Origin of the sequence: Pseudomonas mosselii (genome assembly GCF_019823065.1) — a bacterium.
Lineage (GTDB): Bacteria > Pseudomonadota > Gammaproteobacteria > Pseudomonadales > Pseudomonadaceae > Aquipseudomonas > Aquipseudomonas mosselii.
The window spans coordinates 2771289-2795067 of the sequence record NZ_CP081966.1; the positions used below are offsets into that span (position 1 = coordinate 2771289).

The following is a 23779-nucleotide window of genomic DNA, read 5'->3' on the forward strand; positions in this document are numbered from 1 at the left end:
CATAGCGCCCTGATCGCGATGCAAGGCCGCTTCCAGGGGGATGGCGGCCTCGTGTCGCGAAAGGGCTGCGGGCAGCCCCAGGATTCGTATCAGTTATAGATATCGAAGGCGAAATACTTGCTCGCGATCTTCTGGTAGGTGCCATTGGCCACGATCGCTGCCAGCGCTTCGTTCAGCCGCACGCGCAGGGCCTCGTCATCCTTGCGCACGGCAATCGCCGCGTCGGCCTTGGTGCCGTCGACGTCGCCGAGGATCTTGCAGCAGTCCTTGCCATTCTTGTTCAGCCATTCGTGCAGCGGGAACTTGTCGGCGATCACCCCGTCCAGGCGTCCGGCGGCAAGGTCGGCGTTGGCCTCGTCCAGGGTCGGGTACAGTTTCACGTCCGCGCCGGCCTTGCCGTACACGTCCTCGGCGTAGATCGCCTGGGTCGAGGCGGACTGGGCGCCGACCGTGTAGCCCTTGAAGTCGGTCTGCGCGTCGCTGATCTTGCTGTCCTTGGCGACCGCCACGGTCAGCGGGGTGCGGTAGTAGCGGTCGGTGAAGGCGATCTTGCGGCGCCGTTCCTCGGTGTCGATCATCGAGGCCACCACGGCGTCGTACTTGCGCGCCATCAGCGCCGGGATGATGCCTTCCCAGTCCTGGGCCACCAGGGTGCACTCGACTTTCATCTGCTCGCACAGGGCATGGGTGATGTCGATGTCGAAGCCGTGCAGCTGGTTGTCGGCATCGACGTAGTTGAACGGCGGGTAAGCGCCTTCAGTGGCAAAACGCAGGGTCTCGGCACTGGCGCCGGCCGCCAGCAGCAGGGCGCACGCACCCACCACAGCCATGGTTCCTTTCATCTCGCACCTCGGTAGTTGCACTCTTGCTATTGTTGTTTGCCCGCCGGCCACGAGGTGTAGCCGACGAACTCGTTATGTAGAGCGGCAGTTGCTTCCAAGCGTCTTTCAACATCCGGCCCGAGCTTCTTGCAGACCTCGTTGACCATCAGGTGCACCCACGACAGCATGGTCGCGGTGGATTCCCAGAACAGGTTGAATTCGGTGGGGATGCGGAACACCTCGTCGGCGTTGGCATCGGCCCATTCACAGAAGGTGTCGGTGACCAGGGTCACCGGGATGCCCAGCTCGCGGGCCTTGTGGCACAGCTGCAGGGCATGGCGGGAATAGCGCCGGGCCTCGAACACCACCAGCGCGCAGTCCTGGGGGCGCCCCAGCAGCACCTCGGCGAAGTGCCCGGCACTGCCGTCGACCAGTTGCACGCCGTCGCGCAGGTATTGCAGCAGATGGCTCATGCACATGGCCACGCCGCGCTCGGTCTGAAAGCCGGCGACGAACACCCGCGGTTTTTCCGCTAGGCGCCGGGCCACCTGCTGCCAGGCTTCGCCGCGGCTGTATTCGTGCACGCGTACCAGCGCGGCCATTTCCAGCTCCAGGCTGCCCGAGCGCTGGTCGTCCTCGGGTTGCTGGCGGAACGCCTGCAGGCGGTCGCCCACCAGCCAGGGGCCGTCGCCCAAGTCGTTCTGCAGGTCTTGTTTGAGTGCCTTGAGGTGCGCGTAGCCCAGCGAGCGGCAGAAGCGGCCAACGCTCGACTCGCTCACGCCCAGCTTGGCGGCGATGCTGGCCGAGGTCTGGAACGGCAGTTCGTGGAGGTTGGCGAGCATGTAGCTGGCGATCTGGCGGCCCGAGGCGGCAGCGGTGTGCAGGCTGCTTTCCAGGCGTTGCTTGATCGATTGGCTCATGGTCGGTTCCGGTTGATTTCTGGCGTGGAAGCCAAAATGGCTGTTTTCTGTCGTCAAGTCAATATTTGACAGATAGCTGTCATTGGCGGGAAAGTCTGTGCAGTTGCGCTGTAGCGAATCCAAATCCAAGAAAGGAGCTCCAGATGTCTTCACCTTCCACCGGCCCTGTCGTGCGCGTGCCTTTTAACGAACTGCGGGCGTTGCTGCAGTCGATCTTCGAGCGACATTGCTGCAGCGCGGCGGTGGCCGCCGTGCTTGCCCACAACTGCGCCAGTGCCCAGCGTGATGGTGCCCACAGCCATGGGGTGTTCCGTATTCCCGGTTATGTCTCGACCCTGGCCAGCGGTTGGGTCGATGGTCGCGCCGAGCCTCAGGTGACTGACCTTGCGCCGGCCTATTTGCGTGTCGATGCCAAGGGTGGCTTTGCCCAGCCGGCGTTGGCCGCGGCCCGCCCGCTGCTGGTGGAGAAGGCCCGCACGGCCGGCATCGCGGTGCTGGCGATCCACAACTCGCACCATTTCGCCGCGCTGTGGCCGGATGTCGAGCCGTTCGCCGACGAAGGCCTGGTGGCCCTGAGCGTGGTCAACAGCATGACCTGCGTGGTGCCACACGGTGCGCGCAAGCCGCTGTTCGGCACCAACCCCATTGCTTTTGCCGCGCCTTGCGCCGGGCATGATCCGATCGTCTTCGACATGGCCACCAGCGCCATGGCCCATGGTGATGTGCAGATCGCCGCGCGGGCGGGCGAGCGACTGCCGCCAGGCATGGGCGTGGATGCCGAGGGCCAGCCGAGTACCGACCCCAAGGCGATTCTCGAGGGCGGCGCCTTGCTGCCGTTCGGCGGGCACAAGGGCTCGGCGCTGTCGATGATGGTCGAGCTGCTGGCGGCGGCGCTGACGGGCGGCAATTTCTCCTGGGAGTTCGATTGGTCGGGCCACCCTGGAGCCAAGACCCCCTGGACCGGGCAGTTGATCATCGTGATCGACCCGAGCAAGGCCGAGGGCGAGCGCTTTGCGCTGCGCAGCCGCGAACTGGTGGAGCAGATGCAGGCAGCCGGGTTGACGCGGATGCCGGGCGAGCGGCGTTATCGCGAGCGTGAAGTGGCCGGGCGGGAAGGGGTGGCGTTGAGTGAGCGGGAGTGGGGGGAGTTGCGGGGGTTGGCGGGCTGAATTGGCCCCATCCGGATCGGGACGGGGCGCAGCTCCCCAATCCCGACCACGATCAAGTGCGAGCGATCAAACAGCAGGGTCGTGCCGAGCACGACGAAGAATAGAGCCCATTGCCCACCATCGAGATTCATGAACTCGCGTTGCCCCAGCAGTGAACAAGTGCTGATGCCCGCCACCATGAAGACGATGCACAGGATTCTGCGAAGCAGTACTGACCTGCAAAGCCAGTCGAACAGAAGGGTTGCGACCGGCAGATAGATCAGCAGGTAAAGCATGGTCATGAATGCCTCCTCTATCGGTTTCGCTCATACCAGCTCGAGCGTTCGAACAGCAGAGGAAATCCGGCGAGTGAAAAGAACAGGCCCCATGCCCCTCCATCCCAGTAAAGAACCTCCTGGGCACCGAGTTGGGTGCAAGCGGTGATGCCTGTGATCTGGAAAACCAGGTAGAGCCATCTGCGCACCAGAATCGGCTTGCAGATCCAGTCGAGGAACCAGCCTGTCAGTGCAGTAAACAGAGTCAGGTAGATATAGGACATTGTGTATACCCGTCCTCAGAGAATCAGCAGCAGCGCGCTACGTTGAGGGCCAATTCCCCCGTTGACCTGGGCTTGAAGCGATACCAAAACATCGCCGGCATGAAATGTTGGTATTGCTCCCTTTGCCAGCCTCGAGGCTGCAAATCCTGCAGCGGAGGCCACTAATCCAGCGGCCATCGTACCCGCGATTCCGACAACGGTAGTTCCTGCCGCTTTACCCACTGCTGCTCCGACCAGGGTGAACACATCGCTCCGTTGATCATTCAGCACGTCCCCCTGCTGACGTGTGAGTGGGCGTGATACTGCAACTTTCATCTGGCATGGCAGATTGCCTGCGAGCATGCGGTCATAGAGTTGGGCCACGGCCTCCACGATTTGGTAATGCCCTTTGTGCACGAAGGGTAAGGCCAACTTGCGCAATTGGCAGTGCTCACCTGGCTGGACGGTGAACTCGCTGATATCGAAGGTAATTCCATGATGGGCAATGACTTGGTACGTCCTGTCCGGCTGCATCAATCCCTCTTTTTTTATACATGTAATTCGTGTGAGCGGGACAATGGCAGGCCGATGCAGAGGGTGCCCATTCATCCGTTTCCGGAATTGATGTGGGAAATGTCTTTGCGTCGTAACGCTCGCTCTTGCACCCCTGCATCGACTCCTTGCACATCGGTGATGTTCCTCACGCCCCACTGCGGGTATCCTCGCTGGAGCCTTCCCTGAACTGTCCTGATTTCCAAGGAGCTGCACGCTGTGTTCAAACATGTCGATGCCTATGCCGGCGACCCGATCCTCTCGTTGATGGAAACCTTCAAGGCCGACCCGCGCGCCGACAAGGTCAACCTGAGTATCGGCCTGTACTACGACGAAGCTGGCGTGGTGCCGCAGCTGGCGGCGGTGGGCGAGGTGGAGAAGCGCCTGGCCGGCCAGCCCCACGAAGCCTCGCTGTACCTGCCGATGGAAGGCCTGGCTGCCTACCGCCAGGCGATCCAGGCGCTGCTGTTCGGCGCAGATCACCCGGCCGTGAGCGATGGCCGCGTGGCCACCGTGCAGACCGTCGGCGGCTCGGGCGCGCTGAAAGTCGGTGCCGACTTCCTCAAGCGCTACTTCCCGGGCTCCGAGGTGTGGGTGAGCAACCCGACCTGGGACAACCACCGGGCGATCTTCGAAGGCGCGGGCTTCAAGGTGCACAGCTACCCGTACTTCGACAGCGCCAGCCGTGGCGTCGATTTCGCCGGTATGCTGGCGACCCTGCAGACCCTGCCGGCGAACAGCATCGTCCTGCTGCACCCGTGCTGCCACAACCCCACCGGCGTCGACCTAAACCAGCCGCAGTGGCAGCAGGTGGTCGAAGTGGTCAAGGCGCGCCAGCTGATTCCGTTCCTCGACATCGCCTACCAGGGCTTCGGTGAAGGCCTGGTGGAAGACGCCTACGCCATCCGTGAGATGGCCCGTGCCGGCGTGCCGTGCCTGGTCAGCAACTCGTTCTCGAAGATCTTCTCGCTGTACGGCGAGCGGGTAGGGGGGCTGTCGGTGGTCTGCGACGATGCCGCCACCGCCTCCAGTGTGCTCGGCCAGCTCAAGGCCACCGTGCGCCGCAACTACTCCAGCCCGCCCGCGTTCGGCGCCCAGCTGGTGGCCGGGGTGCTTGGCGATACCGCGCTGAACGCTCAGTGGGCAGCGGAAGTGGAGGTGATGCGCAAGCGTATCCTCGACATGCGCCAAGGTTTGGTCGACTTGCTCGGCGAGCTGCTGCCGGGCCAGGACTTCCAGTTCTTCCTGCGCCAGCGCGGCATGTTCAGCTACACCGGCTTCAGCGTGGAGCAAGTGCGTCGGCTGCGTGACGAGTTCGGTGTTTACCTGATCGACAGCGGCCGGGTATGCATGTCCGGCCTGCGTCCGGCCAACCTGCGCCAGGTGGCCGAGGCGTTTGCCGCCGTGCAGCGGTAATCTGCCAGGGGCTGCCAAGCAGCCCCCTCCAGCACAACCCGCTTGTAAAGACAAGTGCAACCGTCCCTCGGGCGGGGCTTCCCCAAGTGCAACCTTTGCATGCACAATCGCGCCCCTCTTCCCCGGTTGAGTTGGGCGAATCGTCTATTTCGCCATTCTCAGCCTGTTGCAGTCTTGCGAGTGGAGCTTCACCCGGAATGAATGAGCAGGCCCCAAGCGTTGAACAACGCTTTGTAGAATCGACCCCCGCCACCCTCGGCAGCTGGTCGCGTCAAGACACCACCTGGATGCTGGGCCTCTTCGGCACGGCCATCGGCGCCGGAACCCTGTTCCTGCCCATCAACGCCGGCCTTGGCGGTTTCTGGCCGCTGCTGGTGCTGGCCTTGCTGGCCTTCCCCATGACCTATTTCGCCCACCGCGGGTTGACCCGCTTCGTGCTTTCCGGCAGCAAGGGCGGCGACATCACCGAGGTGGTCGAGGAGCATTTCGGCATCACCGCCGGCGCGCTGATCACCGTCCTGTACTTCTTCGCCATCTTCCCGATCCTGCTGATCTACAGCGTGGCGCTGACCAACACCGTCAGCAGCTTCATGGAGCACCAACTGCACATCGCGCCGCCACCGCGGGCGATCCTGTCGTTTGTGCTGATCCTGGGCCTCTTGGCCATCGTGCGCTGCGGCGAGCAGGCCACGGTCAAGGTCATGAGCCTGCTGGTTTACCCGTTCATCGTTGCCCTGGCGCTGCTGGCCCTGTACCTGGTGCCGCACTGGAACGGCGGCATTCTCGACACCGCCGCCCAGGTGCCGTCGGGCTCGGCCTTCCTGCACACCGTGTGGCTGGCGATCCCGGTGATGGTGTTCTCGTTCAACCATTCGCCGATCATCTCGGCCTTCGCCGTCGACCAGAAGCGCCGCTACGGCGAGAATGCCGATGAGCGCAGCGGCCAGATCCTGCGTCGCGCGCACCTGCTGATGGTGCTGATGGTGCTGTTCTTCGTGTTCAGCTGCGTGCTGACCCTGAGCAGCGCCCAGTTGGCCGAGGCCAAGGCGCAGAATCTGTCGATCCTGTCGTACCTGGCCAACCACTTCGAGCAGCCGGCCATCGCCTTCGCCGCGCCCTTGATCGCCTTCATTGCCATTGCCAAGTCGTTCCTGGGCCACTATATCGGTGCCAGCGAGGGCCTCAAGGGCATGATCGTCAAGGCCGGCATGCGCCCGAGCGCCAAGGCCCTGGACCGTATCGTCGCCGCGCTGATGCTGGTGGTGTGCTGGATCGTCGCCACCCTCAACCCGAGCATCCTCGGCATGATCGAATCCCTCGGCGGCCCGATCATCGCCGTGTTGCTGTTCCTGATGCCGATGTACGCCATCCGCCGCGTGCCATCGATGCACAAGTACAGCGGCGCGCTGTCCAACCTGTTCGTGGTGGTCGTCGGCCTGGTGGCCCTGACCTCAGTGGTGTACGGCCTGCTGGCCTGAGCCCCTGTCACGTAGGAAGAACGCCCGGGTCGACGTCAGTCACCCGGGCGTTTGTCTACAGGAATTGCCCGATCGTAGGGCAATTTCATCTTTACCCATAGGCACTTGCGCCCCTTCATGGTTAACTCTGAATCCTTTTCAACCCCCCGTATAAGGATTTCCGTCATGGCTCAAGTGACTCTCAAAGGCAACCCGGTTCAGGTCAGCGGTGAACTGCCGAAGCAAGGCGCCGCGGCACCTGCCTTCTCCCTGGTCGCTGGCGATCTGTCGAACAAGTCGCTGGCCGACTTCGCCGGCAAGCGCAAGGTGCTGAACATCTTCCCGAGCGTCGACACCCCGACCTGCGCCACCTCGGTGCGCAAGTTCAACGCCCAGGCCAATGACGTGGCCAACACCGTGGTGCTGTGCATCTCTGCCGACCTGCCGTTCGCCCAGGCGCGCTTCTGCGGCGCCGAAGGCCTGGAGAACGTGAAGAACCTGTCGACCCTGCGTGGCCGCGAGTTCCTGGAAAACTACGGCGTCGCCATCGCTGATGGCCCGCTGGCCGGCCTGGCCGCCCGTGCCGTGGTGGTGCTGGATGAAAACGACAAGGTGCTGCACAGCGAGCTGGTGGGCGAAATCGCCGACGAGCCGAACTACGAGGCGGCGCTGGCTGTCTTGAAGTAAGTGTTCGCCGGCTTGCCGGCGAACCAGGTAACACCCGGTAACGGCCTGGACCCAGTTCCAGGCCGTTTTCATTTAAAGTTCACCCCTTTGCCAACGTCAGCCGAAGGTAAAGCACTGGTAAAGCCCCTTTGCTAAAACGATGCCAGTGCTTATCGTTCACGCTCTCCACGCCGTCTTTCTCTGAACAAGGTTCGTTCGACCCATGCAAGCCTCCAATTCCCGTTCCCCTCGTCGCTGGCTGTTCGGCCTGCTGATCCTGCTGCTGGTGGCCCTGCTGGCCTGGTGGCTGTGGCCCGCGGCGACCGTCCACAAGGAAGGCGGCGGGCACCGTCCGGGCAAGGGCCTGGGCATGGGCGGGCGGCCGGGCTTCGGCGCCTCCACCGAGGCGGTCCCGGTGCGGGTCGAGCCGGTGCGGGTCGGAGACTTCCCGCTTTATTACAAGGCCCTCGGCACCGTGACCGCGACCAACACGGTCAACGTGCGCAGCCGGGTGGCCGGCGAGCTGGTCAAGGTCCACTTCAAGGAGGGCCAGCAGGTCAAGGCCGGCGATCTGCTGGCCGAGATCGACCCACGTTCCTACCGCATCGCCTTGCAGCAGGCCGAGGGCACTCTGGCGCAGAATCAGGCGCAGTTGAAGAATGCCCAGGTCGACCTGGCCCGCTATAAAGGCCTGTACGCCGAGGACAGCATCGCCAAGCAGACCCTGGACACCGCCGAAGCTCAGGTCGGTCAGTTCCAGGGGCTGGTCAAGACCAACCAGGCCCAGGTCAACGAGGCACGCCTGAATCTCGAGTTCACCCAGATCCGCGCACCGATCAGCGGCCGCGTGGGCCTGCGCCAGCTGGACCTGGGCAACCTGGTGGCGGCCAACGACACCACGGCGCTGGTGATCATCACCCAGACCCAGCCGATCAGCGTTGCCTTCACCCTGCCGGAAACCCAGCTCGACACCGTGCTGGCCCGCTACCGCAGCGGCGCCAGCCTGCCGGTCGAGGCCTGGGACCGGGGCGATCAGAAGCTGCAGTCCACCGGTGTGCTGGGCAGTCTCGACAACCAGATCGACGTCGCCACCGGCACCCTGAAGTTCAAGGGCACCTTCCAGAACACCGACCACGCGCTGTTCCCCAACCAGTTTGTCAACGTGCGCTTGCTGGCCGACACCCTCAAGCAGGTGGTGCTGGCACCGGCAGCGGCGATCCAGTTTGGCAACGACGGCACCTTCGCCTATGTGGTCAACGCCGAGAACACCATCAACGTGCGCAAGCTCAAGGTCGGCGCCAGCGATGGCGAGAACACGGTGATCGTCGAGGGCCTGGCCGCCGGCGAGCGCCTGGTGCTGGAAGGCACTGACCGCCTGCGCGAAGGCACCAAGGTCGATGTGGTCGAGGACAGCTCCCAGGTTCCGACCACCCCCGGCCAGCACCTGCAGGGGCAGGGCGCCAAGGGCTCGGCCCAGACCGCTGAACCAGGCACCAAGGCGGGCGCATGAACCTCTCGCGCCTGTTCATCCTGCGGCCGGTCGCCACCACGCTGAGCATGCTGGCCATCGTCCTGGCCGGCCTGATCGCCTACAAGCTGCTGCCGGTGGCGGCCTTGCCTCAGGTCGACTACCCGACCATCCGCGTCATGACCCTGTACCCTGGCGCCAGCCCGCAGGTCATGACCAGCGCCGTCACCGCGCCGCTGGAACGCCAGTTCGGGCAGATGCCGGGCCTGGAACAGATGGCCTCCACCAGCTCCGGCGGCGCCTCGGTGCTGACCCTGCGCTTCAACCTCGACATGAACATGGATGTCGCCGAGCAGCAGGTGCAGGCCGCGATCAACGCCGCCAGCAACCTGCTGCCCAACGACCTGCCGGCGCCGCCGGTGTACAACAAGGTCAACCCGGCCGACACGCCGGTGCTGACCCTGGCCATATCCTCGAAGACCATGCCGCTGCCCAAGCTCAACGACCTGGTCGACACCCGCGTGGCGCAGAAGATCGCTCAGATCAGCGGCGTCGGCATGGTCAGCATCGCCGGCGGTCAGCGCCAAGCTGTGCGGATCAAGGTCAACGTCGACGCCCTGGCCGCTAACGGTCTCAACCTGGACGACGTGCGCACCCTGATCGGCGCCTCCAACGTCAACCAGCCCAAGGGCAACTTCGACGGCCCGACCCGGGTATCGATGCTCGACGCCAACGACCAGCTGCGCTCCCCCGAGGAATACGCCAACCTCATCCTCAAGTACAGCAATGGCGCGCCACTGCGCCTGAAGGACGTCGCCGAGATCGTCGACGGCGCCGAGAACGAACGCCTGGCCGCCTGGGCCAACCAGAACGAGGCGGTGCTGCTGAATATCCAGCGCCAGCCCGGTGCCAACGTCATCGAGGTGGTCGACCGGATCAAGGAACTGCTGCCGTCAATCACCGACAACCTGCCGGCGGGCCTGGATGTCAGCGTGCTCACCGACCGCACCCAGACCATCCGCGCCGCCGTGCGCGATGTGCAGCACGAGCTGCTGTTCGCCATCGCCCTGGTGGTGATGGTCACCTTCGTTTTCCTGCGCCGTTTCAGCGCCACCATCATTCCCTCCATCGCCGTTCCGCTGTCGCTTATCGGCACCTTCGGGGTGATGTACCTGGCCGGTTTCTCGGTCAACAACCTCACCTTGATGGCCCTGACCATCGCCACCGGCTTCGTGGTGGACGATGCCATCGTCATGCTGGAGAACATCTCCCGGCACATCGAGGAGGGCGAAACACCCATGCAGGCCGCGCTCAAGGGCGCGAAGCAGATCGGCTTCACCCTGATCTCGCTGACCTTCTCGTTGATCGCCGTGCTGATTCCGCTGTTGTTCATGGCCGATGTGGTCGGGCGCTTGTTCCGTGAGTTCGCCATCACCCTGGCGGTGGCCATCCTGATTTCCCTGGTGGTGTCGCTGACCCTGACGCCGATGATGTGCGCGCGCCTGCTCAAGCGCGAGCCCATGGAAGAGGAACAAAGCCGCTTCTACCGCGCCAGCGGTGCCTGGATCGACTGGCTGATCAAGCACTACGGCACCGCCCTGACCTGGGTGTTGCAGCGCCAGCCGCTAACCCTGCTGGTGGCCGTTGCCACCCTGGCGCTGACCGTGGTGCTGTACATGATGGTGCCCAAGGGCTTCTTCCCGGCCCAGGACACCGGGGTCATCCAGGGTATTTCCGAAGCGCCGCAATCGACCTCGTTCGCCGCCATGAGCGAGCGCCAACAATCCCTGGCCAAGGTGATCCTGCAGGATCCGGCGGTGCAGAGCCTGTCTTCCTACATCGGCGTGGATGGCGACAATGCCACCCTCAACAGCGGCCGCCTGCTGATCAACCTCAAGCCCCACGGCGAGCGCGACGTCACCGCCTCCGAGGTGATCAACCGCCTGCAGCCACAGCTCGACAAGCTGGTCGGCATTCGCCTGTTCATGCAGCCGGTGCAGGACCTGAGCATCGAGGACCGGGTCAGCCGCACCCAGTACCAGTTCAGCCTGAGCTCGCCGGATGCCGACATGCTCGCCGAGTGGAGCGGCAAGCTGGTGCAGGCGCTCAAGGACCGCCCCGAGCTGCAGGATGTGGCCAGCGACCTGCAGGACCAGGGCCTGCAGGTATTCCTGGTGATCGACCGCGACATGGCCAGTCGTCTGGGCATCACTGTGGCGCAGATCACCAACGCGCTGTACGACGCCTTCGGCCAGCGGCAGATTTCGACCATCTACACCCAGGCCAGCCAGTACCGCGTGGTGCTGCAGTCGCAGACTGCCGCCAGCCTCGGCCCGCAGGCCCTGGAGTCGATCCACGTCAAGGCCACCGACGGCGGCCAGGTGCGCCTGTCGGCCCTGGCGCGCATCGAGCAGCGCCAGGCCCAGCTGGCCATCTCGCACATCGGCCAGTTCCCGGCGGTGATGATGTCGTTCAACCTGGCCCATGGCGCCTCCCTGGGCGAGGCGGTCAAGGTGATCGAGCAGGTGCAGCAGGACATCGGCATGCCGATCGGCGTGCAGACCCGCTTCCAGGGCGCCGCCGAGGCGTTCCAGGCCTCGCTGTCGAGCACCTTGCTGCTGATCCTGGCCGCGGTGGTGACCATGTACATCGTGCTGGGCGTGCTTTACGAGAGCTACATCCACCCGGTGACCATCCTTTCCACGCTGCCGTCGGCGGCGGTGGGGGCCTTGTTGGCGCTCCTGCTGAGCGGCAACGACCTGGGCATGATCGCGATCATCGGCATCATCCTGCTGATCGGCATCGTCAAGAAGAACGCGATCATGATGATCGACTTCGCCCTGGAGGCTGAGCGACACCAGGGCATGAGCCCGCGTGACGCGATCTACCAGGCGGCGCTGCTGCGCTTCCGGCCGATCCTGATGACCACCCTGGCCGCGCTGTTCGGCGCCGTACCGCTGATGCTCGCCACCGGTTCCGGCGCCGAGCTGCGCCAGCCGCTGGGCCTGGTGATGGTCGGCGGCCTGTTGGTCAGCCAAGTGCTGACCTTGTTCACCACGCCGGTCATCTACCTGTACTTCGACCGTCTGGCGCGTCGCTGGCGCCCGGCTGACGATGCGCGGCAGGCTGAAGCATGAACCTGTCCGGACCCTTCATTCGACGGCCGGTAGCCACCATGCTGCTGAGCCTGGCGATCATGTTGCTGGGTGGTGTGAGTTTCGGCCTGCTGCCGGTGTCGCCGCTGCCGCAGATGGACTTCCCGGTAATTGTGGTGCAGGCCAGCCTGCCCGGCGCCAGCCCTGAGGTCATGGCCTCCACCGTGGCCACGCCGCTGGAGCGTAAGCTCGGCGCCATTGCCGGCGTCACCACGCTGACCAGCAGCTCCAACCAGGGCTCGACCCGGGTGATCATCGGCTTCGAGCTGGGCCGCGACATAGACGGCGCGGCGCGTGAGGTGCAGGCGGCGATCAACGCCACCCGCAACCTGCTGCCCAGCGGCATGCGCAGCATGCCCACCTACAAGAAGATCAACCCGTCCCAGGCGCCGATCATGGTGCTGTCGCTGACCTCGGACGTGCTGTCCAAGGGCAAGCTCTATGACCTGGCCGACACCATCCTCTCCCAGAGCCTGGCGCAGGTCAGCGGAGTAGGGGAGGTACAGATCGGCGGCAGCTCGCTGCCGGCGGTGCGCATCGAGCTCGAACCGCAGCTGCTCAACCAGTACGGCCTGTCGCTGGACGACGTGCGCAATGCGGTGGCCAACGCCAACCAACGCCGGCCCATGGGCTTCGTCGAAGACCGCGAACGCAACTGGCAGGTGCGCGCCAATGATCAGTTGGAAACCGCCGAGGACTACAAGCCGCTGGTGATCCGCCAGCAGAACGGCGCGATCCTGCGCCTGTCCGATGTGGCCAAGGTCAGCGATGGCGTGGAGAACCGCTATAACAGCGGATTCTTCAACGACGAGAGCGCGGTGCTGCTGGTGGTCAACCGCCAGACCAACGCCAACATCATCCAGACCGTCGAGCAGATCAAGGCCGAGTTGCCGGCCTTGCAGTCGCTCCTGCCGGCCAGCGTCAAGCTCAATGTGGCCATGGACCGCTCGCCGGTGATCAAGGCCACCCTCAAGGAGGCCGAGCACACCTTGCTGATCGCCGTGGTACTGGTGATCCTGGTGGTTTACCTGTTCCTCGGCAACCTGCGTGCCTCGCTGATCCCGAGCTTGGCGGTGCCGGTTTCGCTGGTGGGCACCTTCGCGGTCATGTACCTGTGCGGGTTCTCGCTGAACAACCTGTCGCTGATGGCGCTGATCCTCGCCACCGGCTTGGTGGTGGACGACGCCATCGTGGTACTGGAGAACATTTCGCGGCATATCGAGAACGGCGAAAACCCCATGCGCGCCGCCTACAAGGGCGCGCAGGAGGTGGGGTTCACCCTGCTGTCGATGAACGTCTCGCTGGTGGCGGTGTTCGTCTCCATCCTGTTCATGGGCGGCATCGTGCGCGGGCTGTTCAAGGAGTTCTCGATCACCCTGGCCGCGGCGATTGTCGTGTCGCTGGTGGTGTCGCTGACACTGACGCCGATGCTCTGCTCGCGCTGGCTCAAGGTCCATGGCCCGCAGCAGCAGACTCGCCTGCAGCGTTGGAGCGACCACATTCACCAGCGCATGGTCGCCGGCTACGACAAGAGCCTGGGCTGGGCGCTGCGGCACAAGCGCCTGACCCTGCTCAGCCTGCTGGCCACCATCGGCCTGAATATCGCCCTGTACGTGGTAGTGCCCAAGACCCTGATGCCGCAGCAGGACACCGGCCAGCTGCAAGGCTTCATCCGTGGCGATGACGGCCTGTCGTTCACCGTGATGCAGCCGAAGATGGAGATCTACCGCCGCGCCTTGCTCAAGGACCCGGCGGTGGAGAGCGTCGCCGGTTTCATCGGCGGCAACAGCGGCACCAACAACGCCTTCGTGCTGGTGCGCCTGAAGCCGATCGCCGAGCGCAAGGAGAACGCGCAGAAGGTGATCGACCGCCTGCGCAAGGACCTGCCGAAGATCCCTGGTGGGCGCCTGTACCTGATGGCCGACCAGGACCTGCAACTGGGCGGCGGCGGCCGCGACCAGAGCACCTCGCAGTACCTCTACACCCTGCAGAGCGGCGATCTGGCCGCCCTGCGCGAGTGGTTCCCGAAGGTGGCCGCCGAGCTGCGCAAGCTGCCCGAGCTGACCGCCATCGACGCCCGCGACGGCGCCGGCACCCAGCAGGTGACCCTGGTGGTCGACCGTGACCAGGCCAAGCGCCTGGGCATCGACATGGACATGGTCACCGCGGTGCTGAACAACGCCTACAGCCAGCGGCAGATCTCGACCATCTACGACAGCCTCAACCAGTACCAGGTGGTATTGGAGATCAACCCGAAATACGCCTGGGACCCAAGCACCCTGGAGCAGGTGCAGGTGATCACCGCCGACGGTGCCCGGGTGCCGCTGTCCACCTTCGCCCGCTACGAGAACAGCCTGGCCAACGACCGCGTCAGCCACGAAGGGCAGTTCGCCTCCGAGGACATCTCGTTCGATGTCGCCGAAGGCTACAGCCCCGACCAGGCCATGGCCGCGCTGGAGCGCGCGGTGGCCAAGCTCGGCCTGCCCGAGTCGGTGATCGCCAAGCTCGGCGGCGACGCCGACGCCTTCACCAAGACCACCGAAGGCCAGCCGCTGATGATCCTTGGCGCCCTGGTGCTGGTGTACCTGGTGCTCGGCATCCTCTACGAGAGCTACATCCACCCACTGACGATCCTTTCCACGCTGCCCTCGGCCGGGGTCGGCGCGTTGCTGGCGCTGTACCTGACCGGTGGCGAGTTCAGCCTGATCTCGTTGCTGGGGCTGTTCCTGCTGATCGGCGTGGTGAAGAAGAACGCCATCTTGATGATCGACCTGGCCCTGCAACTGGAGCGCCATGAAGGCCTGTCGCCGGAGGAGTCGATCCGCCGCGCTTGCCTGCTGCGCCTACGGCCGATCCTGATGACCACCCTGGCCGCGATCCTCGGCGCGCTGCCGCTGCTGCTCAGCCGCGCCGAGGGCGCCGAGATGCGCCAGCCCCTGGGCTTGACCATCATCGGCGGCCTGGTGTTCAGCCAGATCCTCACCCTTTACACCACACCTGTGGTTTACCTGTACCTTGATCGCCTGCGCCACCGGTTCAACCGCTGGCGCGGCGTGCGCACCGACGCTGCCCTGGATAACCCGCTATGAACTTTGCCCACACCCGAATCCACCGTGCCCTCAAGCTGCTGACCCAGGGACGCGGCTCGCGCCTGGTCAGCGCCGGGTTGTGCGTGGCCATGCTCAGCGCCTGTACCCTGAGCCCGGACTACCACCGCCCCGAGGTCAGTACCCCGGCACAGTTCAAGCAGGCCGAGGGCTGGACCCGGGCCAATCCGTCTGATGCCATCGCTCGGGGGGCGTGGTGGGAGATCTATGGCGACAAGCAGCTCGACGCCCTGGTTGAGGAGCTCAACCGCAGCAACCAGACCGTGGCACAGTATGAGGCGCAGTACCGTCAGGCCCAGGCGCTGGTGCGCAGTAGCCGTGCCTCGCTGTTCCCTTCGCTGAACCTGACCACCAGCAAGAACCGTTCGGCCCAGGGCACCGGTAGTTCCAGCTCCAGCCTGTCGAACAACAGCAGCGGCATCCGCGATACCTACAACGCGCAGCTCGGGGTGAGCTGGGAGATCGACCTGTGGGGCAAGTTGCGTGAAACCATGAACGCCAACGAGTCCAGCGCCGAGGCCAGCCTGGCCGATATGGCGGCCATTCGCCTGAGTCAGCAGTCGGAACTGGTTCAGAACTACCTGCAACTGCGAGTGATCGACGCGCAGAAGCGCCTGCTCGAGGCCACCGTGGCGGCCTATGAGCGGTCGCTGAAGATGAACGAGAACCAGTACCGCGCCGGGGTTGCCGGGCCGGATGCCGTGGCCCAGGCGCGTACCCAGCTCAAGAGCACCCAGGCCGACCTGATCGACCTGGCCTGGCAGCGGGCGCAGTACGAGAACGCCATCGCCGTGCTGATGGGCAAGGCGCCGGCCGACTTTGCCCTGGCGGCGAGCGATGATATTCCGGCGTTGCCGCAGGTGCCGCTGTCGCTGCCGTCGCAGCTGCTCGAGCGGCGTCCCGACATCGCCTCGGCCGAGCGCAAGGTCATGGCGGCCAACTCGAATATCGGTGTGTCGCGGGCGGCGTATTTCCCGGATCTGTCCTTGAGCATGAACGGGGGGTATTCCAGCAGTAGTTTCAACAACTGGATCGAGTTGCCCAACCGTTACTGGTCGGTCGGGCCGCAGCTGGCGCTGACGCTGTTCGACGCCGGCAAGCGCAGTGCCGAGGTTGACCGGACAGTGGCGGTGTACGACCAGACCGTGGCGCAGTATCGACAGACGGTGCTCGACGGGTTCAAGGAGGTCGAGAACTATCTGGTGCAGCTCAAGGTGTACGGGGACGAGGCGGTGGTGCGGCAGGAGGCGCTGGACGCGGCGCGGGAGTCGTTGCGGTTGACCGAGAACCAGTACAAGGCGGGGTTGATCGGGTATCTGGATGTGGTCAATGTGCAGACGACGGCGCTTAGCAACGAGCGGAGTGTGTTGACGTTGTTGCAGGGGCGGTTGGTGGCGAGTGTGCAGTTGATTGCGGCGCTTGGGGGAGGGTGGGATGTTGGGCGGGATTTGGTGGTTGAGTAAAGTTTTTGGAATGTTCCGTTAGTCGTTAGTCGTTAGTCGTTAGTCGTTAGTTGTTAGTTGTTAGTTGTTAGTTGTTAGTTGTTAGTTTTTGGTTTTTATGTTGTTTGAAGGTTGTGCGCGCATTCATTGGCAGCGTCGACGCTTATATCGCTGTTTCGCCTTGCGGGGAAGTGTCAGATTTTTTGTGTGCGGGCCGGTAACGGCCTGCCGTCAGGCAGGCCCTGACTTTCACCAGGTCGGCCTGATGAACCGATCTCCGTACAAAATCGCGAATTGATTCATCGCACTTTTCCAATCATGCGCCGCTGAGCCCCAGTTTGCCGTGATGTTTCGCAGCCCCAGCCAGATCAGCTTGGTAGCTGCGTCATCGTTCGGGAAATGGCCTCGGGTCTTGATGATCTTGCGCAGTTGGGCATTGATACTCTCGATGGCGTTGGTGGTGTAGATCACTTTCCGGATGGCTGGTGGGAAGACAAAGAAGGGAATCACTCGATCCCAGGCGCGTCTCCAGGCCGCAACGACCGTTGGATACTGCTTGCCCCAGGGCCCGTTTTCAAACTCATCGAGTGCCTGCTCAGCCGCTTCGGCGTTGATGGCCTGGTAGATCGGCTTGAGCGCCTTGGCCAGTGCCCGCCGCTTGTCCCAGGCTGCAAAGTCCAGGCTGTTGCGGATCAGGTGCACGATGCACGTCTGCAGCGTCGTCTCTGGAAACACGGCGCTGAGAGCCTCTGGCATGCCTTTGAGGCCATCGGTCACGGCAATCAGCACATCCTCGACACCACGTGTCTTGAGATCGTTAAAGACCTTCATCCAGAACTTCGCACCCTCGGTGTTCTCGATCCAGATGCCCAAGATATCGCGCGTCCCGTCGGGTAGAACGCCCAGCGCCAAGTAAATGGCCTTGTTGCGCACCAAGCCTTCTTCGCGGATCTTCACCCGCAGTGCATCGAAGAAAATGACCGGGTACATGGGCTCCAGTGGCCGCTGCTGCCACGCGCCAATTTCTTCCATGACCTCGTCTGTCACAGAGCTGATGAAGTCGGGTGAGACCTCTGTTCCATACTGCTCGGACAGAAAGGCTCGGATCTCTCTGACCGTCATGCCACGGGCGTACATGGCGATGATCTTGTCATCGAAACCGGTGTACCGCCGCTCATGCTTGGGGATGAGAATGGGCGCAAAACTGCCGTCTCGGTCACGAGGAATTTCCAGCCGCAGCGGGCCATCGCCGGTCAAAACCGTCTTGCCACTCTTGCCGTTACGCTGGTTGGTTTCATCCTCTGGGCGCTGCGCGCCCGGCGGATAACCCAGGTGGTGGCCAAGTTCAGCGTGCAGAGCGCGTTCGATCAAGGCCTTCTTGAACGCCGCAGAGGCATCCTCGATAGCCTCTGCGGTCATCAGGCCCTCACCGAACTGCTCCAGCAGCTCTTTGGGGATTTTGGGCAGGTCACGCAAGGGTTTCTTTTTGGTTGGCATACATGCACCTCTTACTCATGTTATGCCCGAACACAAAATTTCTGACACCCTCCCTTGCGGCGACTTACTTTTGTCTTGGCAAAAGTAAGCAAAACCGCGCGCTCATTCATCCGGCCCCTGCGCTTCGCTACGGGGTCCCCTCACTCCGGCCTTGCTCCCGGGAGGACCGCGCTGCAGGGCCCATCCTGGGCCCCAGCGCTTGACGGGCATCCATGCCCGTCACCTCCCTCCGCAAGACCTGCGCTCGGCCTCCTGAAGTCGCGCAAATTACGGGCGGCGCCTAGACTGGCGCAGCTGTCGCTAGTTGAAAACTTAGTTAATCTTTCGATCGTATCGCTGGGCAAGCCCGCTCCCACACGATAGTCGTCGTTATATAGAAACCTGTAGGAGCGGGCTTGCCCCGCGAAGGGGCCGGAACAGCCAATACATAACTAATGGTCAAACAACTAACTTCGCGCTTATTGCGATTGCTCTTGCTCTTGCTTCTAAGCGCGCGATAGTTCAAGCAACACCAATTGCGACTTCAGGAGGCCGAGCGGAGTTCTTGCGGAGGGAGGTGACGGCCATGGATGGCCGTCAAGCGCTGCGCCCCAGGATGGGGCGTTCAGCGCGGTCCTCCCGGGAGCAAGAACGGAGCGAGGGGACCCCGGAGCGAAGCGCAGGGGCCGGATGAACGGAGCGGGGCGGCTTTGGTTACTTTGGCCGCGGACGGCGAGTTAAGACCAATCTATGGTCACCCCATTTTTTGCAATACTGTTCATCAGATGGAATGGATGGCTTGCTTCAATCTATCCGGCGTCTATTGGGCTCGCATCCCGCGCCACGATGAGCATTCGCACCTGGCGATCCTAACAAAGTAGGCGGCTTCCAAGAGCCAATTGGTCGTTCAGGATCATCGCCAGGCCGATCGGCCGTTTATTTCATCTGTTGTTCAGCTATCGCAAAACCTGATGGTGAAACTCGGTGCAGCACAACGGGGTCAGGCGTTTATCGCGTCTGGCTCCGTTTTATATTGCGTGTGCCGAGTGGCAATGGCCCACGCGATGCGTGCCAGTTTGTTGGCCAACGCGCAGGCCACCACATTGGAGTGACGTCGCGCGAGCAATGAACGCACCCAATCGGCCAATGGGCCTTTCTGATACTTCAGGCGAAGCATGTAGACCCGTGCGCACAGCACCAGCAAATGCCGAAGGTTCTTGTCGCCACGCTTGCTGATCCCCAGCAAAGCTGGCCTACCACCAGTGCTGTACTGGCGGGGCCTACAGAGGCCGCAAAGTCCCGGCTACTGCCGTACTGCCGAGCATCTCCCATTTCTACAGCCAGCAGGCTGGCGGTGATCGGCCCAACACACGGCATGCTCAGCAAACGACTGCCTAGATCATCGTCAGCCAGTTGGCTCTCCAGCTCTTTGTCCAACACCTTGATCTGCTCGCTCAAGTAGACGAAATGATCATGCAGGCGCTGCAGTAATGCGACGAGCCGTATTGGCAGGTCGTGCTCTTCAAGCACCGAAGCAAGGCGTTTGACCACTGCCAATCCGGTCGGCAGGCTGACACCGAATTCGAGCAGGAACCCATGCATCTGGTTCACCGTCTTGGTTCGGTCGCGGATCAATGATTCACGCATCCGATGAGAAACAGAGAGCGTTTGCTGCTCAGGCGATTTTGGCGTCACAAAGCGCATGGAGGGTCGGGAAGCGGCTTCGCAGATGGCTTGCGCATCGACGAAGTCATTCTTGTTGCTCTTGACGAAAGGTTTAACGAACTGCGGCGAGATCAGCTTGGCCTCATGATCCATCGCTTTGATTTCTCGCGCCAGGCAGTGTGAACCGGCACAGGCCTCCATCACTACCGTGCAAGGGGGATGATTGGCCAGAAACCGCATCATCTGCTGCCTTGAGCACTTCTTGCGCATTACCTCTTTGCCGAACTTGTCCTGGGCGTGCAGGTGGAAGGTATGTTTACCAATGTCGATGCCGATCAGGGTCACGCTGCTCATGATGACGGTCTCCGAAGTAAAAGCACCCTGCGAAAGCGTACGCCTCGCAGGGTGCCGGGGTGACCATCTCATTAAGTAACCCGCCGTAAGGGCGGAAAGGTGACTAAATGTCGATATCGTCTACGAATGCGCACAAAAAATTCAAAACCCACACCCTGAAACCCGACCCCGACCCCGACCCAGACCCCGACCCCGACCCCGACCCCGACCCCGACCCCGACCCCGACCCCGACCCCGACCCCGACCCCGACCCCGATTAAATTTTCTTTAGCCCCCTAATCAAAGCTTTGACATTCACTGCCTAAGCAGTAATATTTTCACACAATTACCCGAGCAGACCCCGATGTCCCATTTCACCCCGGAAAACTTCCAGACCTGCGCCATAGGCATGCTGCTCGGCCGCGCAGCGCTCCTCAAGGACCGCATCCTCGACTGGCACCTCGAAGCCGACGGTGTCACCGCCGCCCAGTTCAAGGTGCTGATCATCGTCACCCAGTACCAGGTAGATACCCCGGCCGAACTGTGCCGCTACCTGGGCCTGGACAGCGGCTCGATGACCCGCATGCTCGACCGCCTCGAGCAAAAGGGCCTGATCCTGCGTAACCGCTGCCCCGACGACCGCCGCCAGGTTCGCCTGGCCCTGACCGCCGATGGCCAGCGCCTGGCCGACCGCCTGCCCCTGGTTGGCGCGGCGGCAATGAACGAACTGGTCGGCGTGCTGCAACCCGAAGAACTCAAGACCCTCGAGCAACTGCTCGCCAAGGTCCTGCTCAACGCCGGCGACCCCTTGACGATCCGCCGCTTCGGCGATCGTTGATCCCTGTCACGCATCTTCCAAGGTACTGTCATGGCCACTCCCGCTGACACCTCCACCCCGGCCCCCGCGCCTGACAACACGCGCAAGCGCAAGATCTGGCTGCTCGCCCTGCTGCTGATACTGGTCCTCGCCGGTGCCGGCACCTGGGCCTGGTACAGCCTGGTCGGGCGCTGGCACGAAAGCACCGACGACGCCTACGTCAACGGCAACGTCGTGGAAATCACCCCGCTGGTGTCCGGTACCGTCACCAGCATCGGCGCCGATGACGGTGACCTGGTGCATGCCGGCCAGGTGCTGCTGCAGTTCGACCCGGCCGACAGCGAAGTTGCCCTGCAGTCCGCCGAGGCCAAGCTGGCGCGCACCGTGCGCCAGGTACGCGGGCTGTACAGCAACGTCGACTCGCTCAAGGCGCAACTGCAGACCCGCCAGGCCGAGCTGCAGAAAGCCCAGCAGGACTACAACCGGCGCAAGGTACTGGCCGACAGCGGTGCCATCGCCGCCGAGGAAGTCGCCCACTCCCGCGACGACCTGACCGTGGCCCAGGCCGCCGTCAACAGCGCCCGCCAGCAACTCAACACCAGCACCGCGCTGGTCGACGACACCGTGGTGTCCTCGCATCCGGAAGTGATGGCCGCCGCCGCCGACCTGCGCCAAGCCTATCTGGATCATGCCCGCACCACGCTGGTGGCGCCGGTCACCGGTTATGTCGCCAAACGTACCGTGCAACTGGGCCAGCGCCTGCAGCCGGGGACCGCGACCATGGCGGTGATCCCGCTGGACGAGGTGTGGATCGACGCCAACTTCAAGGAAACCCAACTGCGCGACATGCGCATCGGCCAGTCGGTGGAGATCACCGCCGACTTGTACGGCAGCGAGGTCAGGTACACCGGCACCGTCGACAGCCTCGGCGCGGGGACCGGCAGCGCCTTCGCCCTGTTGCCGGCGCAGAACGCCACCGGCAACTGGATCAAGATCGTCCAGCGCGTACCGGTGCGAATTCACCTCGACCCCGAGCAGTTGAAGGCGCATCCGCTGCGCATCGGCCTGTCCACCGTCGCCGAGGTCGACCTGCACGACCAGAGCGGCCCGGCCCTGGCCCAGCAGCCGCCGCAGCAGGCCAGCTACACCACCCAGGTGTATGACCGTCAGCTGGTCGAGGCCGACCACCTGATCGCCCGGCTGATCCACGAGAACAGCGCCACCGGCAAGACGGCCCAGCGATGAGCCAGGCGGCCCCCGCGCAGTTCACCCCGCCGAGCCTGCTGCTGACCACCATCGGCCTGTCGCTGGCGACCTTCATGCAAGTGCTCGACACCACCATCGCCAACGTGGCGCTGCCGACCATTTCCGGCAATCTCGGGGTGAGCTCGGAGCAGGGCACCTGGGTGATCACCTCGTTCGCGGTGAGCAACGCCATCGCCTTGCCCCTGACTGGCTGGCTGAGCCGGCGTTTCGGCGAGGTGAAGCTGTTCCTCTGGGCCACGCTGCTGTTCGTGCTGGCCTCGTTCCTATGCGGCATCGCCCAGTCGATGTCCGAACTGGTGTTTTTCCGCGTGCTCCAGGGCGTGGTGGCCGGCCCGCTGTACCCGATGACCCAGACCCTGCTGATCGCCGTGTACCCGCCGGCGAAACGCGGAATGGCCCTGGCGTTGCTGGCGATGGTCACGGTGGTGGCGCCGATTGCCGGGCCGATCCTCGGCGGCTGGATCACCGACAGCTACAGCTGGCCATGGATCTTCTTCATCAACGTGCCGATCGGGCTGTTCGCCGCCGCCGTGGTACGCCAGCAGATGCGCACGCGGCCGGTGGTCACCAGCCGCCAGCCGATGGACTACATCGGCCTGCTGACGTTGATCGTCGGCGTCGGCGCGTTGCAGGTGGTGCTGGACAAGGGCAACGACCTGGACTGGTTCGAGTCGTCGTTCATCGTGATCGGCACGCTGGTCTCGGTGGTGTTCCTGGCAGTGTTCGTTATCTGGGAACTGACCGACCGCCACCCGGTGGTCAACCTGCGATTGTTCGTGCACCGTAACTTCCGCATCGGCACGCTGGTGCTGGTAGGCGGCTACGCGGGATTCTTCGGCATCAACCTGATCCTGCCGCAATGGCTGCAGACCCAGATGGGCTACACCGCGACCTGGGCGGGCCTGGCGGTGGCACCGATCGGCCTGTTGCCGGTGCTCATGTCGCCCTTCGTCGGCAAGTATGCCCATCGCTTCGACCTGCGCGTACTGGCCGGCATCGCCTTCCTGGCGATCGGCACCAGTTGCTACATGCGCGCGGGCTTCACCAACGAGGTGGACTTCCTGCACATCGCCCTGGTGCAGTTGTTCATGGGCATTGGCGTGGCGCTGTTCTTCATGCCGACCCTGAGCATCCTGCTGTCGGACCTGCCGCCGCACCAAATTGCCGACGGATCGGGGCTGGCCACCTTCTTGCGAACGCTGGGCGGTAGCTTCGCTGCGTCGTTGACCACCTGGATCTGGATCCGTCGGGCTGACCAGCACCACGCCTACCTGAGCGAGCACATCAGCAACTTCGAGCCGGCCACCCGGCAAACCCTGGAGCAGTTGGGCGGGGCCAGTGCACAGAGCTACGCGAAGCTGGAGCAGATACTCAACAGCCAGGCGTACATGATGTCGACGGTGGACTATTTCACCTTGCTGACCTGGGTGTTCGCCGGCTTGATCCTGCTGGTGTGGCTGGCCAAGCCGCCTTTTACCGCCAAGGCCGCGCCCGCTTCGGCGGGCCATTGAAACCCATGATTCCCTGCCCGT

18 protein-coding genes and 1 pseudogene are annotated in these 23779 nt (G+C 63.6%); 12 read left to right on the forward strand and 7 right to left on the reverse strand.

What is annotated here, in order from left to right:
- Window positions 1-89: 89 nt before the first annotated feature.
- Window positions 90-842: a transporter substrate-binding domain-containing protein gene (locus tag K5H97_RS12875; RefSeq protein WP_028692149.1), complete on the reverse strand. Its 753-nt coding sequence runs from the start codon at window positions 840-842 to the stop codon at window positions 90-92.
- A 26-nt stretch (window positions 843-868) separates the two neighbouring features.
- The gene (locus tag K5H97_RS12880; RefSeq protein ID WP_028692150.1) at window positions 869-1741 is read right to left on the reverse strand and encodes a MurR/RpiR family transcriptional regulator; all 873 of its coding nucleotides are present in this window, start codon (window positions 1739-1741) and stop codon (window positions 869-871) included.
- A gap of 143 nt (window positions 1742-1884) precedes the next feature.
- Here K5H97_RS12880 and K5H97_RS12885 point away from each other — a divergent pair, with 143 nt between their 5' ends.
- The gene (locus K5H97_RS12885; RefSeq protein ID WP_028692151.1) at window positions 1885-2910 is read left to right on the forward strand and encodes an Ldh family oxidoreductase; all 1026 of its coding nucleotides are present in this window, start codon (window positions 1885-1887) and stop codon (window positions 2908-2910) included.
- Here K5H97_RS12885 and K5H97_RS12890 read toward each other — a convergent pair.
- The 3 genes from K5H97_RS12890 to K5H97_RS12900 are packed head-to-tail and all read right to left on the reverse strand — an operon-like array spanning window position 2826 to window position 3961.
- On the reverse strand, window positions 2826-3191 hold the full coding sequence (locus K5H97_RS12890) for a hypothetical protein (RefSeq protein ID WP_155952717.1): 366 nt from the start codon (window positions 3189-3191) through the stop codon (window positions 2826-2828). The two genes, K5H97_RS12885 and K5H97_RS12890, sit on opposite strands and share 85 nt — an antisense overlap.
- Window positions 3192-3202: 11 nt before the next feature.
- Entirely contained in the window at window positions 3203-3448 is a 246-nt protein-coding gene (locus K5H97_RS12895) for a hypothetical protein (protein ID WP_028692152.1), read from the reverse strand.
- Between the two features lie 15 nt (window positions 3449-3463).
- Window positions 3464-3961: a hypothetical protein gene (locus K5H97_RS12900; protein ID WP_028692153.1), complete on the reverse strand. Its 498-nt coding sequence runs from the start codon at window positions 3959-3961 to the stop codon at window positions 3464-3466.
- A 237-nt stretch (window positions 3962-4198) separates the two neighbouring features.
- Between K5H97_RS12900 and K5H97_RS12905 the strand changes: the two genes are divergently transcribed.
- The 7 genes from K5H97_RS12905 to K5H97_RS12935 all read left to right on the forward strand — a co-directional run bounded on the left by K5H97_RS12905 (window position 4199) and on the right by K5H97_RS12935 (window position 16711).
- Window positions 4199-5395, forward strand: a complete 1197-nt coding sequence (locus K5H97_RS12905; protein WP_028692154.1) for an amino acid aminotransferase — start codon at window positions 4199-4201, stop codon at window positions 5393-5395.
- Between the two features lie 197 nt (window positions 5396-5592).
- Window positions 5593-6873 carry a serine/threonine transporter gene (locus tag K5H97_RS12910; protein ID WP_028692155.1) on the forward strand — a complete coding sequence of 427 codons (1281 nt, stop codon included), beginning with the start codon at window positions 5593-5595 and terminating at the stop codon, window positions 6871-6873.
- 165 nt (window positions 6874-7038) lie between these two features.
- Window positions 7039-7539, forward strand: a complete 501-nt coding sequence (tpx, locus tag K5H97_RS12915; RefSeq protein ID WP_028692156.1) for a thiol peroxidase — start codon at window positions 7039-7041, stop codon at window positions 7537-7539.
- Window positions 7540-7741: 202 nt separating this feature from the next.
- Window positions 7742-9028: an MdtA/MuxA family multidrug efflux RND transporter periplasmic adaptor subunit gene (locus K5H97_RS12920; protein ID WP_028692157.1), complete on the forward strand. Its 1287-nt coding sequence runs from the start codon at window positions 7742-7744 to the stop codon at window positions 9026-9028.
- A complete protein-coding gene (locus K5H97_RS12925; protein ID WP_028692158.1) occupies window positions 9025-12123 on the forward strand; it encodes an MdtB/MuxB family multidrug efflux RND transporter permease subunit in 3099 nt (1032 codons plus the stop codon). Before K5H97_RS12920 ends, K5H97_RS12925 begins: the two co-directional genes overlap by 4 nt.
- Window positions 12120-15230, forward strand: a complete 3111-nt coding sequence (locus tag K5H97_RS12930) for a multidrug efflux RND transporter permease subunit (protein WP_028692159.1) — start codon at window positions 12120-12122, stop codon at window positions 15228-15230. Before K5H97_RS12925 ends, K5H97_RS12930 begins: the two co-directional genes overlap by 4 nt.
- Entirely contained in the window at window positions 15227-16711 is a 1485-nt protein-coding gene (locus tag K5H97_RS12935) for an efflux transporter outer membrane subunit (protein WP_028692160.1), read from the forward strand. Before K5H97_RS12930 ends, K5H97_RS12935 begins: the two co-directional genes overlap by 4 nt.
- Window positions 16712-16939: 228 nt before the next feature.
- Here the strand turns inward: K5H97_RS12935 and K5H97_RS12940 are convergent, their stop codons facing one another.
- Both K5H97_RS12940 and K5H97_RS12945 read right to left on the reverse strand, forming a co-directional pair.
- On the reverse strand, window positions 16940-18187 hold the full coding sequence (locus tag K5H97_RS12940) for an IS256 family transposase (protein WP_060489951.1): 1248 nt from the start codon (window positions 18185-18187) through the stop codon (window positions 16940-16942).
- 979 nt (window positions 18188-19166) lie between these two features.
- Window positions 19167-20185: pseudogene (locus K5H97_RS12945) on the reverse strand (IS110 family RNA-guided transposase).
- 107 nt (window positions 20186-20292) lie between these two features.
- On the opposite strand from K5H97_RS12945, the gene K5H97_RS12950 reads away from it, so the two are divergent.
- The 4 genes from K5H97_RS12950 to K5H97_RS12965 all read left to right on the forward strand — a co-directional run bounded on the left by K5H97_RS12950 (window position 20293) and on the right by K5H97_RS12965 (window position 23758).
- A complete protein-coding gene (locus K5H97_RS12950) occupies window positions 20293-20445 on the forward strand; it encodes a hypothetical protein (protein ID WP_222578007.1) in 153 nt (50 codons plus the stop codon).
- A gap of 83 nt (window positions 20446-20528) precedes the next feature.
- Window positions 20529-21002, forward strand: coding sequence for a MarR family winged helix-turn-helix transcriptional regulator (locus tag K5H97_RS12955; RefSeq protein ID WP_028692187.1), 474 nt, complete (start codon window positions 20529-20531; stop codon window positions 21000-21002).
- Window positions 21003-21032: 30 nt separating this feature from the next.
- Window positions 21033-22226: an HlyD family secretion protein gene (locus tag K5H97_RS12960; RefSeq protein ID WP_028692186.1), complete on the forward strand. Its 1194-nt coding sequence runs from the start codon at window positions 21033-21035 to the stop codon at window positions 22224-22226.
- Entirely contained in the window at window positions 22223-23758 is a 1536-nt protein-coding gene (locus K5H97_RS12965; protein WP_028692185.1) for a DHA2 family efflux MFS transporter permease subunit, read from the forward strand. Before K5H97_RS12960 ends, K5H97_RS12965 begins: the two co-directional genes overlap by 4 nt.
- Window positions 23759-23779: the final 21 nt, after the last annotated feature.